This is a genomic window from Chloroflexus sp. (genome assembly GCF_034435895.1).
GTDB lineage: Bacteria > Chloroflexota > Chloroflexia > Chloroflexales > Chloroflexaceae > Chloroflexus.
This window is the reverse complement of record NZ_DAOTWH010000028.1, coordinates 1-17241: the sequence shown is the minus strand read 5'-3', so window position 1 is coordinate 17241 and position 17241 is coordinate 1. Positions and strand designations below refer to the sequence as shown.

Below are 17241 nucleotides of genomic sequence, written 5' to 3'. Positions count from 1 at the left end.
AGTGCGCCCGCTGCGCCAGACCACCACCGCGCCGCGGCCACGGTTCGCGCCGACCGGCACGAGTGTGGGTGCGCCGATCAAGCGGCTGCAAGACCTGACCCGCCAATTCCGTCTGCAACCGCAATTGGTGGCGCTGATTATCGCTAGCCTCGTGCTGATTGTGCTGGTTAGCCAAGTGCTGATTGTGCCGGGCAGCGATGTGGCGCCTACGCCGGTGGCAACCCCAACCCCACCGCTGTTGCTCGACCCGATCCGCATTCCGGTGCCAACCCTCTTCCCAACCCCGGCGCCGTGAGCACCGCATAAGAGGGCGGCTATTCATGATCCAAGCGCAAAGCGCACCCGGCAAGCGTGCCCTACACTCCGGTGCGCCCTAACCGCTCTAGAAAGGAACGACGATGACCATCCCGCTCGATGCCACCTACGCCGATCAGCTCGATGCCACCGATGATCTGGCCGGGTTGCGGCAGGAGTTTGTCAATGACGAACCCGACCTGATCTACCTCGATGGCAATTCGCTTGGACGGTTGCCGCGCGCGACGGCGGATCTGGCCGCCGATTTAGTGCGCCGGCAATGGGGCACGCGCCTGATTCGCGGTTGGAATGAGGGATGGTTTGAACTGCCGGAGCGGATTGGGGCGAAGATTGCACGCCTGATCGGCGCTGAACCAGATGAGGTGATCGTCGCTGACAGCACGTCGGTCAATCTGTTCAAACTGGTGATCGCTGCCTTGCGCGCTCGTCCCGGACGCGAACGGATCATTAGCGATGACCTCAACTTCCCCTCTGACCTGTATATCTTGCAGGGAGTAGCCGATCTGCTCGGCGGGCGGCACGAAATCGCCATGGCTTATTCCAGCGACGGCATCCATGGCCCGGTCGAAACAATTCTCGGCTTGCTCGACCACAACACCGCCTTGCTTACCCTCTCGCATGTCGCCTTCAAGAGCGGTTTCCTCTACGACATGCCGGCCCTGACCGCCGCTGCCCACGCGGTGGGGGCATTGGTGTTGTGGGATTTGAGCCATTCGGTCGGCGCTGTCCCGATCAACCTCACCGCGAGCGGGGCGGATTTGGCGATTGGCTGCTGCTACAAATACCTCAACGGCGGGCCGGGGGCGCCGGCGTTTCTCTACATCCGGCGTGATCTGCAAGAGCAACTGATCAACCCGATTGCCGGCTGGATGGGGCAGCGCAACCTGTTTAACTTCGATCTCGATTACGAACCGGCCCCCGGCTTGCGCCGCTTTCTCACCGGCACGCCGCCGGTGGTGTCGCTAGCGCTGATCGAGCCGGGGGTAGACTTGTTGCTGGCCGCCGGGATCGACCGGCTGCGGGCCAAATCGATCGCGCAGACGGGGTATCTGATCGAGTTGTGGCAGCAGCGATTGGCCCCGCTGGGGTATACCCTCAACTCGCCGCGCGATCCGTCCCGGCGCGGCTCGCACATCTCGCTCGGCCACCCGGAAGGGTTGGGCATCGATCTCGCCCTGATCAACGAGCTGGGGGTGTTGCCCGACTTTCGCGCCCCCGATAATATCCGGCTCGGCATTGCCCCGATCTACACCAGCTTCCGCGACATCCACACCGCGGTCGAGCGTATGGCGCAAGCCGTGGTCGAGCAACGGTATCTCAAATACCGCGATAACCGGCCAGCGGTGACGTAGGGGCAGTAGGGGCAGAGCGGCACTCTGCCCCTACTACCCCTACTGCTCCTTCCTCCTTGCGTTCAATAATTGAATTTGCCTGCTAGCGTAGTCTTTGCTGGCGTGGGTTTCGATGTACAGACCATTTGACAATTGGCGCGGGCTGAAGAATTCACGGCCATTTTTATGAATTGGCTCTTGGTTGATTAAATAGCGCGAGTGGCCGGTTTCGATCCGGGTATACACATCAATCCGGCCCTCGCGGATAGCGCGCTCAGCCGCTTCGATTAACATTTGGGCCACCGTGCCGCCGCGTGATATTGGCAACGGCGGCACAGGATTCGGAGGTGGCGACGGTGGCGGTACAGGTTTCGTGGTTGATGACGCCGGCTGCTTGGGGCCATTGCTCTCTACGCCGGCAATATCGCCCCACCATTCCTCATCGAGCGATAAGATGGTGAGCGTCTCAATCTTGACGCCGAGCTGATGCTGGATCAGCAGATCAAGCAGTTGCTCGCCATTTACTAGACTAATCCGTGTCTTGGATAACGCTTGTGCTTCTGCTTTCGCTTCAGGAGTGAAGTCGCTGGTGGTAATGATCACCCCTTGTTCATCGACCGCCAACGAACCGCGCAATTCCCGCACGGTTGAGACCTGTACATTACTTTTCCACCGCTTGACCTGCACAGCCACTTTGCTTTCAGCAATAGCGCCGGCTTTGAGCACGCCGCGCACATCTACTCCGCCGTCTTTGCAATAGTTGGTGACGTGGATCGTATCTTCGGCAAATCCTAAGGCAATCAGCAATTCGCCGATCAGCGCCTCAAAGCGATCGGGCCGCATAGCGGGTAAACGTTGGCGTAATTGCGCGCGCATCGCTTGGTTCAATTCGTTGATCTGGCTAGCAATCGGATACTGCACTGCGGTGGCGAGCGCAAATACGCCCCGGCCTACCCGGCGAAACCGCGAATCGGGCGATTGGGTATCGACGTAGAGGCGCGACCCCATCGTCGCTTCGGGGGTTTGGCCTTCGGTATTTATCAGTTTCTGCTCAAGCGCGCGCCGGGCAATCTCGTTGTAGTGGAGTGGTTCGCCGGCTGCTTGTAACACGTGATACGCGGTGTCGAGGAAGTTCATCGTTAATAAAGTTTATAGAAGCGAAGTTAGTGTCTATTTTAACATATAATCAAGGATTTTGCCCGTTTTAAGCATGCGCTACCATTCGGTACAACTAAGGTATATCATACGGCTGTTACCATTCTACATTGGCCTGCCATTCGCGCTTAAAAGAGATCGATTCACCGCAACCTTCCACCTACCCAATCCGCTGCGTTCCGCTACGGTAACATAAACCGAGCGCAGGCAAGTCAACGGAATTGCCGAACCTCCTCTACGTCCGCTGCGGTAATACCAACCCCCCACCGGGACTTGAGGGGCGGACCGACCATTTGATCGATTACAATCTTGGCTCGCTGTGCGACACCATAAAGCCCCGTGCTGCACTCCCCATTACCCCTCCCCCAGCGGGGGAGGGGCTGGGGGTGGGGCAAACTAGCGCATCCCAACGCCATCAACCGTGTCGATGCTTATCCGTTCTGTCCGCCCTTGAACTACCGGGGCAAGGTGCATATCACACCGTTGCGTGATCACTCATCCCAGCTCCAATACGCTATCCAACCCGCGATGCAGGCCAACCAACCCGCCTACCCGGCGGATGGCCAGCAGCGCGCCGGCTACGTAAGGCTCGGCGCTGGCGCCGGCGTCGTGGCGAATAGTCAGGCGTTGGTCGGGCATACCAAACACCACCTCAAGCGCGATGGAGTACCCCGGCAAGCGCACTGAATGCACCTGCATCCCGTTGAGGCGCGCGCCGCGCGCTGCTGGCACGCCTGTCATCGCCTCAAGCGGCACGGTCAGTTCGGCGGCCCGGATGCGGCCCAGTCGCGCAGCTAGCTCGCGGGCCGTGCCGCTCGGCGAGTCGGGTTTAGTATCGCGGGCATAGTCGATGATCTCCCACTGGTCGATGTAGCGGGCGGCAACCTCGGCAAACTTCTGCAACAACACTGCGGTGAGAGCAAAATTACCCACTGCCAGTACGCCTCTTCCAGCCGCCTGCGCCGCCGCCGCAATCTCAGCGTAATCGTCGTCACTCAACCCTGACGTGCCGATGACTACGTGGCAGCCGCGATCCAGCGCCGCCAGCACATTGGCTTTGGCCATATCAGGCTTAGTGTACTCAAAGAAGACATCGCACGGCTGGGCTAGCGCCTCGGCGGCGGTGGCGTAGACCAGACAATCGAGCCGCGGCTCGCCCAACACCGCACCCAACCGCTGGCGAACGGCGCGCCGGGCCACTGCGGCGCTCAGTACAATATCATCCGTCGTGGCAATGGCACGGGCTAGCGCCGAACCTGCCCAACCGGTCGCGCCGGCTAAACAGACATGAATGGGCATGGGAGACCTCCAATGGGGAAGGGAGTCATCGTCGTGATTAGTGCGTTGATTGTATCAGAACTGGCTGGCGGCGTTGAGCGGAGGCAATCTCCAGCCGCACTCGCCCAGTGTGGTGTCGGCAAGACCCAGTTGGCGATAGAGTTTGCCTATCGCTTTGGCCGCTTTTTTCCCGGCGGCGTTTTTTGGCTGAGTTTGGCGAGCGCTGAAGCGGCGCCGGGTGAGGTGGCGCTGTGCGGGACGGTGATGAATCTGCATCCCCATTTTGAGCGTTTGACCCTTGATGATCAGGTGCGGCTGGTCACGCAAGCGTGGGCCGAAGATACGGCGCGCCTCCTCATCTTTGATAGCTGTGAGGATGAGTCGTTGCTCTATCGTTGGTTGCCGCAACGGGGCGGTTCCGGGTGTTAGTCACGAGTCGCCGCCATTTGTGGAGTCAGCGGGCTGGGTTGGCGCTATTGCCGCTTGGCTTGCTCAGCCGTGCCCAGAGTGTCGAGTTGCTGCGGAAGCATTGCCAGCTCGGCCAGCGCCATAATGAGGCGTTGCTTGCGATCGCAGCCGAACTCGATGATTTGCCGTCGGCGTTGCATTTGGCCGGGAGCTACCTGTCGAGCGGGATCGATACGGTGACACCGGCTCAATATCTTGCTGACCTGCGCCAGAGCCTTGCCGGACATGAACAATCTCCGCCCCATCCGTCCTTGCGCGGTCAGGGGCCGCGCGGACGATCTTTGCCGGCGCCGACCGGCCATCTCAATCATTTTGAACAGATTGTCGCGCTGAGTGTTGATCGATTAGATCGTCGCGATCCAGTTGAGGGATTGGCCTAGCGGTTGTTGTTGGCGGCGGCGTGGTTTGCCCCCGGCGAACCAATCCTGCTGGACTTGCTGCGCGCGATGCTGCGTAGTTCAGTCGAGCAGATGCGGTTTCAGGCCGCCGTGCAACGGATGCTCGATACCGGTCTGCTCTTGCCGGTTGATGCAGGGATGGCTATGGTACGCTTGCACCGGCTTGTGGTCGCTTTTCTCCGCCGGCTTGCCGATGCTCGTGAGGCGCAGATTGCTGCCGAAGCCGCGTTGCTAACGCACGTGCGCCGGCTGAATGACGCTTGCGATGTGCCGGCCTTGCTGCGACTGCAAATCCATCTGCGGCTGGTGACGCAGACCGCACTGCCGCACGGTGATGCGCTGGCCGCAGCGTTGGCCTTCGAGCTGAGCCACCATTTGGGCGAGATTGAACAATTCGATGCCGCACTGTCTTACAATCAGCATTCGCTCGAACTGCGCCAGCGTCTCTTTGGCACCGATTCGCTGCTGGCCAGCGCTAATTTGCACTACCACGCCCTGCTGCTTGATTGGCTGGGTGATTATCCTCGCGCATATCACTATCACGAGCAGGCGTTGGCGATCCGCTTACGTTGGCTAGGGCCGGATCATCCCGATACGGCAACAAGTTTGTTGTACGCCGGTGAAGGGCCCAGCGCATGTGTGATTATCCGGCTGCGCACCGCTACTACGAACAGGCGCTGGCGATCCGGAGCCGTGTGTTTGGCCCTGAGATCCCGCAGGCCGCCGAACTGTATAACCATCTGAGTTTTTTGCTCGGTGTGTTGGGCGAGTTTGACGCGGCGTTGCCTTACGCCCAACGCGCCGTGGCGATTTGGGACGCGCAACCGCAGCCGAACCGTTCATTGCAGGCGATGGCGATCAACAATTTGGGCTATCTCCACCGCGTTCGCGCCGACTCCGATCTGGCGCTGGAATATCTGCGCCGGGCGCTGGCTATTCGACAAGAAATCTATGCGACGTCAAGTTATATCGGGATGACCCGCAACCATATTGGGCGGGTGTACTACTGTCAGGGCCGGTATGCGCAGGCGTCGGTCGAGTTAGAAACCGCTTTAGCGATGATAGAGGCCACGGTTGGTCGTGAACATCCGTATACCGCCAATGTGCTCGGCAATCTCGGCATCTTGGCGTTTGATATGGGCGATAAGGCGCAGGTGCAACGCCAGTTGGCCGAGGCGCTCGATATTCACCGGCGGATGGTCGGGTCTGAACACTGGTATGTGGCGCGCGACCTCAACCGGTTGGGTTTGCTGCGCCTGTCGTTAGGTGATAACGCGGCTGCCTACCGCTGTTTCCGCACCGCATGGCGGATCAGACGGCGTATCTTTGGAGAGCTGCATCCTGACACGGCCAATACCCTCAGCCATATCGGGATGCTCTATCTGGCCAATGGGCGGCTGCCACAAGCGCGCCTGTTGGCGACCGAGGCGCTGCGTTGCCATCAACTGCGCTTAGGCGAACGCCATCCCTATACCGCCCGCAGCCTGCTGCGCATGGGGCAGGTGTCCGCCGCGCTTGGCGATCAAGCGGTGGCGCGTGATTACATGGCGCGCGCCATTGCGATCTATATCGCCGTGTTGGGGCCGGATCATCCCTACACCCGCGCTGCCCGGCAGGCGGCGGGAGGAAATCTATAGGGCAACCTCACCCCTTGACCGCGCGCACGCAGAGAAACCCCGGTTCGCGTATCAATTCGGCGTAATGTTCGGGGTCTTTTGCGGCAAAGTCAGGGGTGGGCAACGGTTCGAGAATCTGCTCCAGCGTGAACCCAGCTTTGATCAGCGGGTTGATCACGGCGCTGAGCGCTCGGCGGTATGAGGGCATCTGCACCGTGATGCCAAAACCATGCCATTCGCATGCTACCTGCTCGATGGCAAAGTAGGTGCTGGTGGCGCGGTGCTGGAGGAATTTAGTCTGTGGATGTTCTATCGAGAAGATGAAATGGCCGCCCTGCCGCAAGATGCGGTGAAATTCGGCGAAGGCCTGCTCCCAGTCAGCCACATAATCAAGCACGAGCGGGCTGATCACCAGATCAAATGAATCGTCTGGCAGAAACGTGAGCGGTTGGCCAAGATCGGCTTGTAGCACCTGCGCCCGGCCCTGAAGCCGCTGTTGCGCTAGCCGCACCATCGTGGCATTCGCGTCAAGCGCCACCACCGCTGCGCCGCGCTCAAGCAGCAGTTCGCTGTAGATACCCGGCCCGCAACCGGCATCGAGCACGCGCTTGCCTTGCACATCAGGTAGCAGCGAGAGGGTCGCCGGGCGTTCGTAATAGGCATTATGCGGTTTGGTCGCCACTTGTTCGGCGTATGCTTCGGCCAGCAGGTCATACGCCTGTTGGGCGATCGGTTCTGGTGGTGGTTGGTTCACGAAGGTTTCCTTCTTGTGTTCGCCGCACTAGCGTTCTGACTCCAGATCGTACACCGGCAGATAGCCGTGACGGGCCAAATACTGGCAGATCAGACCGTAGCCGGCTCCCCTACCGATACAAAGCGTAAGGGTTGGCCAAAAACCGAACCGGTTGGGCGCACTCGCGATCAGCACCCCAAACAGCGCCATGATCCCGGTTGAGGTAAACACAAAGGCCGCCGCTCCCGGCAGATGGCCTGATCGCCGGCAAAGGCGGGTAGTTTGCGCCGGCGGAATGTATGCACGAGTCCGCGACCAAAGGCAATCGCTAATCGGAGAAAAGCCCCGGTAACGAAAGCTAGCGGCAATGCGCCCAAGCCAAACCAGCGCAAGAGGTGAGAGTCAGGCGCCAGCGCGCTGGTCAATGCCAACCCGCCAATTGCCCCGCCGAAGAAGACGGCAGCCATAACCAGAAACGTGATGATAGCCGGCTGGCGCATAAGGTTCTTTCCATCTAAGTTATGGTAAGCGGCAGTTTGACTGCCGCATTCCATGCGATGGGGAACGGCTACGCTTCATAGAGCGGGCAGACGCGCCTCACACCCCTAACCGCAGCTCACTGCGCTGGCACAGGCCGGCGGGGTTGCGCACGACAATCTGGCCGCGCCCGCTGCTGGTGAGGCCATTTAGCGTCCCTGAGCGCCTGCTACGGAGTCGGCAAACTGCCGCATTCCAAACTGGCTACACTGCACAGAGCGGGCAGACGCGCCTCACACCCCTAACCGCAGCTCACCGCGCTGGCGCAGGCCGGCGGCATTGCGCACGACAATCTGGCCGCGCCCGCTGCTGATCAGACCGTCGTCGCTAAAATCGGCCAAAATCCGGCTCACCACTTCGCGCGAGGTGCCCAGTTCAGCAGCAATCTGCTGGTGAGTGGCGCTAACGGTCGGCGGGTCACCTTGGGCGTGGCGCAGCAAAAACTCGGCCAACCGTACATCAACCCGGCGGAAGGCGATCTCATCAACAATCGCCATCACGGTAGCCAGCCGTTGCGAGAGCAATTGAAACACGTAATCGCGCCACGGACTGTAGCGATCGATCCAATCGCGGAAGGTCGTTTGGCCCACCACAAAAGCGGAGGCATCGCGCTCGACGGTGGCAATCGCCGGGAAGTTGCGCTGGCTGAGCACGCAACTGGTGGTGAGGATGCAGCTTTCACCGCGGCCAAAGCGGTAGAGGGTGATTTCGCGTCCGGTTTCGCCAATCTTAAACACGCGCACCTGCCCGCCAGCCAGCACCGCAAACGCGCTGCACTCATCGCCTTCGGCAAAGATGGTTGTTCCCGCCGGCAAGCGCAACAGCGTCGCCTGCGCCGTGAAATCGCGGGCAATCGCCGCCGTTGGATCGCGCAGAAAAGGCAATATCTCACTGGCTAGCCGCAGTTCGTGTGCTTGGAGCATATTGGTTAACGCTGAGACGCGAAGCTGTGGATCAGGGTCATTCACTACTCTCTAATATCGTAGCATACTTATCGGCTTATCAACAACATTCCCTATTCCCCCTCTCTCGCTCCCGTCCCAAGCAGGCCATCAGCCCGCGCAGCGGGCTTCGTAAAGATAGCCCGGCCCTTTAGGGCCGGGTTCCCTGATCGCAAAGGCGCAAAGGGGTGGCAATGGGGCAGGGAAGGGAGAGTATCTTTCCGCCACCCTCGCTTCCGCCCTATTTGAGGGGCGGACAGAAATTTGGTGGAGTACAACTGTTAATCGTTGTGCAATGCCTCAAAGCTGAGATCTGCTCCCCTCTCCCGCGCCAGTGGGAGAGGGGCTGGGGGTGAGGGTGAAACAGTTCATCTCAAAGCCATAAACTGTATTTCTCATTGTATACTGTCCGCCCTTGAACCCGCCCCAAGCAGGCCATCAGCCCGTGTAGCGAGCTTCATAGCCCTAGCCCGGCCCTTTACGTGGGCATGCTCAACGCAAAGGCACAAAGGGCTGAAATTGGGGCAGAGGAAGGATACTTACTACCTTCCTCCGCCCCATTCCCTACTCCCCGCTCCCGCGCTAGCGAGCGAGACGGGGCTTACCCCTTCTGCTCAAGCAGCGCCCCAATTCGCTCGGCCAGTTGGCGGAGCCGCACCGGTTTCGCCAGATAATCGTCAGCGCCGGCGGCCAGACAGCGTTCGCGGTCACCCGGCATTGCCAACGCCGTCAACACCAAAATTGGAAGGTCGCGGGTAGCCACATCAGTGCGGAGATGGCGCATCACTTCGATGCCATCCATCGTGCGCATCCGCACATCAAGCAGCACCAGACACGGCAGTTCGCCCTGCACGTAAGCTAACGCCTCTTCGCCCGACTCGACATGCACAACCCGGTAGCCGCAGCGCGTCAGGTACTGGGCAAAGAGCGATGCGGTGGCTACGTCGTCTTCAACCATCAGCAAGGGCCGATCACCGGCGAGTGGCGAAGCGGACGGCAAATCGTTCGGCACGTCAGCTTCGCGCTCTTTTTGCCGCTCATCAGCGAACCATTCCAACAAGCGCTGCTGCTCGTCCGGTTCCCATGGTAGCAAGATGTGGAACCGGCTGCCAACGCCGACTTCACTTTCAAGACTCACGCTGCCGCCGTGCAAGCGGGTCAACTTCGAGACCAGCGCCAAACCGAGGCCGCTGCCGGTTACTTCTTGTTGGCGTTCGTTTTCGATCTGCTGGAACGGTTCAAACAAGCGAGCGGCATCTTCAGGGGCGATACCAATGCCGGTATCCCAGACGGTAAAACGCACTGCACCCCGCTCCGGCTCGCCGCGCACCTCTAAGCCCACTTTGCCGCCGGCGGGAGTAAACTTGATCGCATTCGAGAGCAGATTGATCAAAATCTGGCGCAAGCGGCGCGCATCAGCCAAGATCACTTGCACCGAGGGATCCAGATCATAGATCAGTTCGAGTTTGGCCCGCCGGGCCATATCGGCTACCATCGGGCGCAGCGAATAGCAGACATCTTGCACCGAGACGGGGCCGATATCTAATTCAAGCCGTCCGGCTTCGATTTTGGCAATATCGAGATAATCGTTAATCAGCGCCAACAGATGCTGGCCGCCCTGCTTGATGCCATTAATCGCACCCATTTGCTCATCGCTCAATGGGCCGACCAATTGCGCGCGCAGCACATCAACGAGGCCGAGGATCGCGGTGAGCGGCGTGCGCACCTCGTGGCTCATGCTGGCCAAAAACTCGTCTTTCAGTTTAGTGACGCGCAGCAAGCCGGCGTTGATGCGGGCCAGCTCGACGTTCTGGCGCTGGATGCGGTCTTTGAGCAATTGCAATTCGTTGCGGCGTTGGGCGAGCAGCCGTTCTGAGACGCTGCGGTGGGTCGTATCGGTAATGATCTGAATGAGACCGGTAATCTTGCCCCGCTCATCCATCAGCGGCACTGTCAGCAGATCGAGATAGAGCACCGAACCATCGGGCAATTGACGGTTGATCAACGGCAAGCTCAGCCGGTCGCGATCTCCGCTGAGTATCTCGACCAGCGCCTGCTCGTTGCCGAACAGTTCTGGCAGCAGCTCGATCAGGTGAACGCCGATCGGCGGTTCGCCGCCAACCAGCGCTAATAAGCCACCGGCATGCTGGACTCGCAGATCAGGACCGGCGATGAGGTAGGCGCTGCCGGTTTCAATGAGTACCTGTTGTTCAACCGTCAGAGTCATAGCGCAGCACTCTCCTCTCAAGGCCGTGGGAATGGTGTCACGATTGCTGGCGGGATCGGTCGCACCAAGCCTACCCACCGTGATGGCACCCATCCAATCAGTTGCACCGGACGTTGATCAATCCGCACATCGACGCGCACCTGATACCAATCGCCATATTGGGCTAAGACAACCACCGGCGCATTGCGCGGCGCGACGATCGGACTACGCTCGCTGGCCTCATCGGGGAAGCTGTAGAGATAGACATTCCCCGTCATCACACCATCGTAGGGAATCGGCGTCGCTGTCGGCGTCGGGGTAGCGGTTGGGGTAGCCGTCGGCGTCGGGGTAGCGGTTGGGGTGGCCGTCGGCGTCGGGGTAGCGGTTGGGGTGGCCGTCGGCGCAAACAAGGCCGCCATCCGCGCTTCCACGCTGATCACCCACCAGCCGCAGAAAAAGATCGGTGACAGTGCAATCAAGAGCAGCAAGGCAATAATGGCGCGCTGTGAGAAGGAATTAGCCGGTTTGGGTTTGTCCAGTTGGGCTGTCGCTAACGGGATTTGTTGGCGAATAATCGCCTCAGCTTCGGCTACCAAACTATCATCATCGCCGGAAAACGCGCGGAGCCGGTCGTAACGCCCTTCGTGGATCGCGACCAGTGTTTGGCGCAACTGTTCGCGAAAGCCGCTTGGTTCAACGCCGGTGATCACTGCGGCGAGGTATGTGGCGCTGCCGCTGGCAATCACAATCTGGCGCGACTCATAGCTAATCGCGCCGAGTTCATCGCCTTCGCCGAGCGCATCGCGGGCAAAATCGCGAATCGCCGTCAGCATCCCGCTCACTAAATCACGGTCGCTCGCCGGCGTGCCGGAAGCAGCGATATGGCAGATCAGCAACCCAGAGTCGCGCTGGATCAGGAAGACTTCCTGCACCGAAAAGGGGAGCTGGCTGCGCAGCGCATACTCGCCGGCTGACACGCCTTGCGCGCGCGCCTTCCAGTAACCGGGATCGAGCATCAGCCTTGGGCCGGTGCGGATGCGGGTATCAATCTGAGCGGCCAAATCGCGGATAGCTTCGGTGGCGGCGCGCGCGATCATTGCGCCAATCACTGGGTAAAGCGCGTCAATAATATCTTCGCGCGCCTTGTAGACCTGCTGGCGAATAGCTTCACCGATCGCCGGCGCCAGTGCGCGGGCAATCTCGTCTTTCGACGTATGGATCTGCTCGGCCAAGATGTCAGCGATCACCGGACTGATCTTGTCGACCAGCGCTTCCGGCTTCAGCAACACACGCCGCAGCTCTTCGATCTCCCGATGCGCCTGCGGTTCGGTAGCCATAATCGCCTATTATTCATCCTTCGCCGAAGAGAGGCCTTCGAGCAAGCCAGCCACCGGACTGCCGGTTTCCAACCGGGTTGCGATTTCGATCAACATACTGGCTAGCGCCTTGCGATCGGTCTTCTGATTATCGAGCCGGTCGGCGATGCGGCGCAGCTCGGTGCGGAGTGTGTCTTCGGCGCTGCGCAATTCGCGGCGCAAGGTTTGGGTGCGCTGCTCAAGTAGATCGCGGGTCTCAGCGAGGTTCGCGCGGCCCGAACGAATCTCAAGGTCGTGGTGACTCTGCACCCGCCGCAGCTCGCTCACCCCATCGCCCAACCCGTTCAACGCCGCTTCGTGTTGGCGCACTTGCGCCGCAACCTGCTGCAAGATCGACTCGCGCGCCCGCGCCCGTTCAACCTCGCGCCGTAGCTCGTCATTCAGCCGGCGCGTCTCGACATCAAGCGCATCAAACCGGCGCAACATCGCCTTCTCAACCTCGCTCAGCCGGTCTTGCAGTTGGCGCACATCGTCGTTGAGGTGTTCGATTTGGCGACGCAGGTCGCTAAATGCGCGCGCATATTCCTCCATCTGCGGTCCGAAGATGATATCGCGCAACCGATCGACTTCGGCTTGGCGCGGTTGGCGCGCGCCCGAACCTAAAATAATCTGCCGCACCCGTTCTAGCTCTTCGGCCTCTTCGGGAGAATTCGTCCCGTTGGCGTCATTCATAGCATCTGCCCTTCTGTTGTCCGATCCGGCGTCCCAGCATGTGGAACGCTTCCTGTACCCCTTCACCAGTTCGCGCACTGGTGCAGAGCCACTCAGCCGAGATCGTCGCCGCTACTGCGTCAATGTCTTCGTCGGCAATGCGCCGTTGAGCGGTTAAGTCGGCTTTATTTGCCGCAATAACTAATGGCGTCGCGGGACTAGCGCGATGAAATGCGGTGGCGTATTCGCTAAGAATTGGCAGGGTGTCAGGGCGAGTGAGATCGCAGACGAGCAGCGCTCCGGCTGAGCCGCGATAATAGTTCTGCACGATTTGATCGAACCGCTCGCCGCCGGTGGTGTCCCAAATAATCAGATCCATCTCAAGCTGGTCGACCTGTAGCTTGTGGCGGCTAATCTTCACGCCCAACGTGCTCAGATACCGCTCGTCGAAGATGCCTTCAACGAAGCGGCGGATCAGGCTAGTTTTGCCGACAGAAAATTCTCCCAGCAAACAGATTTTCGCAGTAAGTCGATTCACGGCGCCTGCTATTGGTGAAGACAGTTCCAATCTATTTCCACCCATGGATCTTGCCTGTAGTATAACACGACTCTCTTACTGTATTGTAGCAATGGCGTGCGCTTTACTCTCATTGCGGGTGGCGTGATTTTGAGGCAAGGTCAATATCGCTCTATTCTTTGAACATAGGCGTGTTCGTTTATTTGTGGGTTGATACGGCATACATTTTGTTAAAAAGGTTAAACCATGGCTGCTTTGCGAAGAAGGTTACTATACTTCTATTGTAAATAAGGGCGGTTCTTCATGCAAGATTGCCAATAAACTGAAAACAGTTCTAGCTTCTTAGATGAAAATTTTGCAGTGTATCGTAACCGCACAGAAATAACATGTTTTGACAATATGTTCTACTAGTCATCGTAGATTATGCACGATGAAGCACAATGATCGTCTCGATATGCGGGGTTTGCGGGAAGAGATCAATCGGCTGCACCAGAATAAGATGATAACCGGCAGTCGCTAATGGGGCCAGATCGCGCCCGATTAGGCCGGGATGGCACGAAATGTAGACGATTCGTTCGGGTTTGTGCGCAATGATCGCCCCAATCAGCGCCGGATGACACCCGCGCCGCGGCGGGTCGAGGATTGCGGCCTGAAATGGGCCGGGCAAGCGTCCTACCACCCGCTCGGCAGCGCCGGCAATATATTGCACGTTTGTTATCTGATTAGCGGCAGCGCTCTGGCGGCCATCCTCTACCGCAGGTTGGTACGCTTCCACTGCCACCACTTCGTCATACGCAGCGGCCAATGGCAAGGCAAAACTCCCCACGCCGCTGTAGGCGTCGAGCAAGCGTCCGCCGTGCGGCGCTAACGCCGCGCGTACCACCTCGACCATGCGCTCGGCTTGGGCGTGATTGACCTGAAAGAAGCTGCTGAGACTCAGCCGGAAGACTACCCCGCCTAATTCGTCATAGATCGCATCAGCCCCCACCAGTGGTTCGTCGCCGAGCGTGACCCCGGCTAACACCGGCGTGACGGCCATCCACGCTGCGGCCAACCGGGCCAACGCGGTGCGATCAGCGCCGGGGGCGGGATCAATCCGGGCGGCAGCGTAGCCGTACGTCGCACTAGCCCGTAAGAGTACCTCATTGATGAGGCCGGCAAAGGGCAGTTGGCGCAACCCGGCCAGCGCTGCGCGCAAGGCCGGCAATAAGAGTGGATCATCGGCCAGATCAACCACCGTCTTGGCGCTGGCGGCGTGGTAGCCTAACGCTGCGCCATCGGCGTGCAGGCGGGCGCTGTTGCGATAACCCCACGGCTGCGGCGCTGCGATCACCGGCTGGATCGGCACTGCAACGCCGGGCAGAAATTTATTGATCTGTTCGGCGACAATGGCCGCTTTATAGCGCACTTGCGCTGGATACGCAATGTGTTGCCATGGCACGTGATCGCCGGGGCTGATCAGCGGCGCCACCCGATCCGGTGCAGCGTGCAACACCTCGCTCACCGTTGCGCGCAGAAAACGCGGATGGCGCTCGCGCACCAGCGCGCGCACCCGCTCTCCCGGTAACGCTCCGCTCACAAACACCACTAGCTTGTCGAGCCGGCCAACGCCGTCGCCACCCTGCGCGATCCCGTCAATGTCGAGTTCGATAACCTCATCCATACCTGCTCGCCGCGAATCCTGCCGGTCAGTTGCCGGCGGCAGCGCGCGGGTATTATAACGGATGCCCTTGTGGTTTGCTGGATTGAATCTTCATTCTATATGCGAGAGCCTTAATGCTCTGTAACGCTATCACAATTGTTGAGGGTCTATAATGCTGCTAGCGTACTCCAACCAACTGTATCCACAGGTGTCGTATGCGTTCATCATCACTTCTGAACCGGGGCCTCTTCAGCCTCGTGATCGCGCTGAGTGTGTTTGTCGCCGGATGCAGTCAACCTACTGCCGTATCACCCACTCCAGCCGCCACAGCCGTTCAGACATCGCCGCAGCGTCCGCCGACTGCTACTCCGGTCGCCGGTCTCGCAAACCCTGCCTCAACCTACTGTATCGAACAGGCTGGCCAGCTTGAGATCCAATCTACCGAGAGCGGCCAGATTGGGGTGTGCCGGTTTAGCGATGGCACGGTGTGCGAAGAATGGGCCTTCTTCCGCGGCGAGTGCCGACCCGGCGAGCGGTATGATCTGCCGCAGGTCACTCCTACCGAAGCCGCCGCCGATCCGCTGAGCGAAGTGTTTGCGGCGATGTGGGCATCATTGCCGGCGAACGCCTTCGCGCAGTTCGTGGCGCAGCCGTTGCGCACGACCGATGATCGCCGCCTGTGGGTAGTGTACAGCAGCGAGATGCGTAATTTTGACCTGAACCCACTCGTCCCGCATGTGATCGCGATCTATGAGGAGGCCGGCGGAAGCTGGCGCGAACTCGACCGCGTCACGCTCGCCAGTCCCGATGCCGAGATCGATTATCTCGGCGATGTGCGGCAGGTCACGATTGTCCCCGGCGAGGTATGGATTCAGGTCGAGGGCGGGATGGGAGCGCATGGTGGTGGTTATTATCTGTTTCGTTTCGACGGCCAAGCGTTGCAACGCGAATTGGCCGCCTCTTCGCCGAGTCCCGGCGTGGGCCGGATTGAAGATCTGAATGGCGATGGCATGAATGAAGTCGTGCTCGATCGCTCTGATCCATACGTCTTCTGCTATGCCTGTGGCGTGTATTACCCCTTTTATCAGGTCTACACATGGCAAAACGACAGGTTGGTTGCGCTAGCGATCAGCGATCTCACTGCCGATCAAACGGCGCCGTTCGCTGATCTCAACCGGCAGGCGGTTGCGTTTGCCCAAGCCGATTTGTGGTCAGATGCGCTGGCGGCAATTAACGCGGCGGTGGCGCAGGCCGGCGCCGCCGATCCGCCAACCGCAGCCGGCTCGTTGCGCTGGAACCAGCGCCTGATCCAGTTGATCCACGATGCGCAGCGTGACGCAATAGCAACTAGTGCCTATCCGTTATTGAACTATGTCTTCTACGGCGATTATGCCGGTGCGGTTGAGCTGATGCGTAGCTATGCGCCAAGCGATATTTTCAATCCTGCATCGCCGTTGCTTGCCGGTACGGTGGCTGATGGCTGGCAGTCAGAGCTGAGCGCCTATCTGCGCGACGAAACGGAACGGGCGCTGGCAGTGGCGCCTGATTGGGCTGCGATCTATTTCATCCAAGCTTGGGGCAAGTTTTTGGCCGATCCGGCTGACCCGGCGATCGGTGATGATCTGAAGCGGGCGGCGGCATTGGCCCCTGATGACCGGTTATTTGCTGAAACCGCAGCGTGGTGGGCAGGGCGGTAAAACGAACACCACCGGCGCTTGCGCCGGTGGTGTAGTGGTGGGCCCCGTGGGACTCGAACCCACAACCGATTGATTAAGAGTCAACTGCTCTGCCAATTGAGCTAGAGGCCCGCTGAGAATATACAACAACCTGCCAAAATTGTCAACTTGTCGTAACCGGCGAGGTTTTGTACAATGTGAGAGGTGTCCATGACAGGTTCGCTGCATTGCTATGCCGAGTAATCGCTACTATCAAGAATACGGCCCGATCTACCGCCGGCGGGCGGCGCAACGTGAATCGCCACCCAGCGATGAGCTGTCCCCCGATGAACCGCGCCGGCCACGGACGCGCCGGCCCCTGCGCCGGCGCCGCCGGCGTGCGCCGGTATGGGTGTGGCTGG

At 59.8% G+C, this 17241-nt stretch carries 17 protein-coding genes, 1 tRNA gene and 1 pseudogene; 7 read left to right on the top strand and 12 right to left on the bottom strand.

Going from position 1 to position 17241, the window contains the following annotated elements:
• Both U9R81_RS01620 and kynU read left to right on the top strand, forming a co-directional pair.
• Positions 1-295, top strand: a pseudogene (locus U9R81_RS01620) (polysaccharide deacetylase); the annotation flags it as partial.
• Between the two features lie 103 nt (positions 296-398).
• Positions 399-1667 carry a kynureninase gene (gene kynU / locus U9R81_RS01615; protein WP_322493797.1) on the top strand — a complete coding sequence of 423 codons (1269 nt, stop codon included), beginning with the start codon at positions 399-401 and terminating at the stop codon, positions 1665-1667.
• 39 nt (positions 1668-1706) lie between these two features.
• Here kynU and U9R81_RS01610 read toward each other — a convergent pair whose 3' ends face one another.
• Complete coding sequence (locus U9R81_RS01610) at positions 1707-2783, bottom strand: restriction endonuclease (RefSeq protein WP_322493796.1); 1077 nt, start codon at positions 2781-2783, stop codon at positions 1707-1709.
• Between the two features lie 513 nt (positions 2784-3296).
• Positions 3297-4100: a 4-hydroxy-tetrahydrodipicolinate reductase gene (gene dapB, locus U9R81_RS01605; protein ID WP_322493795.1), complete on the bottom strand. Its 804-nt coding sequence runs from the start codon at positions 4098-4100 to the stop codon at positions 3297-3299.
• A 12-nt stretch (positions 4101-4112) separates the two neighbouring features.
• Between dapB and U9R81_RS01600 the strand changes: the two genes are divergently transcribed.
• Genes U9R81_RS01600 through U9R81_RS01585 form a run of 4 tightly spaced genes read left to right on the top strand, consistent with a single transcriptional unit; the run spans position 4113 to position 6582 of the window.
• Entirely contained in the window at positions 4113-4508 is a 396-nt protein-coding gene (locus tag U9R81_RS01600) for a hypothetical protein (RefSeq protein WP_322493794.1), read from the top strand.
• A complete protein-coding gene (locus U9R81_RS01595; protein ID WP_322493793.1) occupies positions 4502-4927 on the top strand; it encodes a hypothetical protein in 426 nt (141 codons plus the stop codon). Before U9R81_RS01600 ends, U9R81_RS01595 begins: the two co-directional genes overlap by 7 nt.
• A 9-nt stretch (positions 4928-4936) precedes the next feature.
• On the top strand, positions 4937-5689 hold the full coding sequence (locus tag U9R81_RS01590) for a tetratricopeptide repeat protein (protein WP_322493792.1): 753 nt from the start codon (positions 4937-4939) through the stop codon (positions 5687-5689).
• Positions 5581-6582: a tetratricopeptide repeat protein gene (locus U9R81_RS01585; protein ID WP_322493791.1), complete on the top strand. Its 1002-nt coding sequence runs from the start codon at positions 5581-5583 to the stop codon at positions 6580-6582. Before U9R81_RS01590 ends, U9R81_RS01585 begins: the two co-directional genes overlap by 109 nt.
• Positions 6583-6589: 7 nt before the next feature.
• Here U9R81_RS01585 and U9R81_RS01580 read toward each other — a convergent pair whose 3' ends face one another.
• The 9 genes from U9R81_RS01580 to U9R81_RS01540 all read right to left on the bottom strand — a co-directional run bounded on the left by U9R81_RS01580 (position 6590) and on the right by U9R81_RS01540 (position 15185).
• Entirely contained in the window at positions 6590-7315 is a 726-nt protein-coding gene (locus U9R81_RS01580) for a class I SAM-dependent methyltransferase (RefSeq protein ID WP_322493790.1), read from the bottom strand.
• Positions 7316-7342: 27 nt separating this feature from the next.
• Entirely contained in the window at positions 7343-7504 is a 162-nt protein-coding gene (locus tag U9R81_RS01575; RefSeq protein WP_322493789.1) for a hypothetical protein, read from the bottom strand.
• Positions 7483-7794 (bottom strand): hypothetical protein, encoded by a 312-nt coding sequence (locus U9R81_RS01570; protein WP_322493788.1) that lies wholly within the window; start codon positions 7792-7794, stop codon positions 7483-7485. Before U9R81_RS01570 ends, U9R81_RS01575 begins: the two co-directional genes overlap by 22 nt.
• Before the next feature lie 270 nt (positions 7795-8064).
• Entirely contained in the window at positions 8065-8754 is a 690-nt protein-coding gene (locus tag U9R81_RS01565; protein ID WP_322493787.1) for a Crp/Fnr family transcriptional regulator, read from the bottom strand.
• A gap of 619 nt (positions 8755-9373) precedes the next feature.
• The gene (locus U9R81_RS01560) at positions 9374-10999 is read right to left on the bottom strand and encodes a hybrid sensor histidine kinase/response regulator (protein ID WP_322493786.1); all 1626 of its coding nucleotides are present in this window, start codon (positions 10997-10999) and stop codon (positions 9374-9376) included.
• A 17-nt stretch (positions 11000-11016) separates the two neighbouring features.
• Positions 11017-12315, bottom strand: a complete 1299-nt coding sequence (locus U9R81_RS01555) for an SH3 domain-containing protein (RefSeq protein ID WP_322493785.1) — start codon at positions 12313-12315, stop codon at positions 11017-11019.
• 9 nt (positions 12316-12324) lie between these two features.
• Positions 12325-13026: a hypothetical protein gene (locus U9R81_RS01550; protein ID WP_322493784.1), complete on the bottom strand. Its 702-nt coding sequence runs from the start codon at positions 13024-13026 to the stop codon at positions 12325-12327.
• Entirely contained in the window at positions 13019-13543 is a 525-nt protein-coding gene (locus tag U9R81_RS01545) for a Rab family GTPase (RefSeq protein WP_322493783.1), read from the bottom strand. Before U9R81_RS01545 ends, U9R81_RS01550 begins: the two co-directional genes overlap by 8 nt.
• Positions 13544-13943: 400 nt before the next feature.
• Positions 13944-15185 (bottom strand): class I SAM-dependent RNA methyltransferase, encoded by a 1242-nt coding sequence (locus U9R81_RS01540; RefSeq protein ID WP_322493782.1) that lies wholly within the window; start codon positions 15183-15185, stop codon positions 13944-13946.
• A gap of 194 nt (positions 15186-15379) precedes the next feature.
• Between U9R81_RS01540 and U9R81_RS01535 the strand changes: the two genes are divergently transcribed.
• Positions 15380-16861 carry a DUF333 domain-containing protein gene (locus U9R81_RS01535; protein WP_322493781.1) on the top strand — a complete coding sequence of 494 codons (1482 nt, stop codon included), beginning with the start codon at positions 15380-15382 and terminating at the stop codon, positions 16859-16861.
• A gap of 35 nt (positions 16862-16896) precedes the next feature.
• Here U9R81_RS01535 and U9R81_RS01530 read toward each other — a convergent pair.
• Positions 16897-16972 (bottom strand) — tRNA-Lys (locus U9R81_RS01530).
• Positions 16973-17241 lie beyond the last annotated feature (269 nt).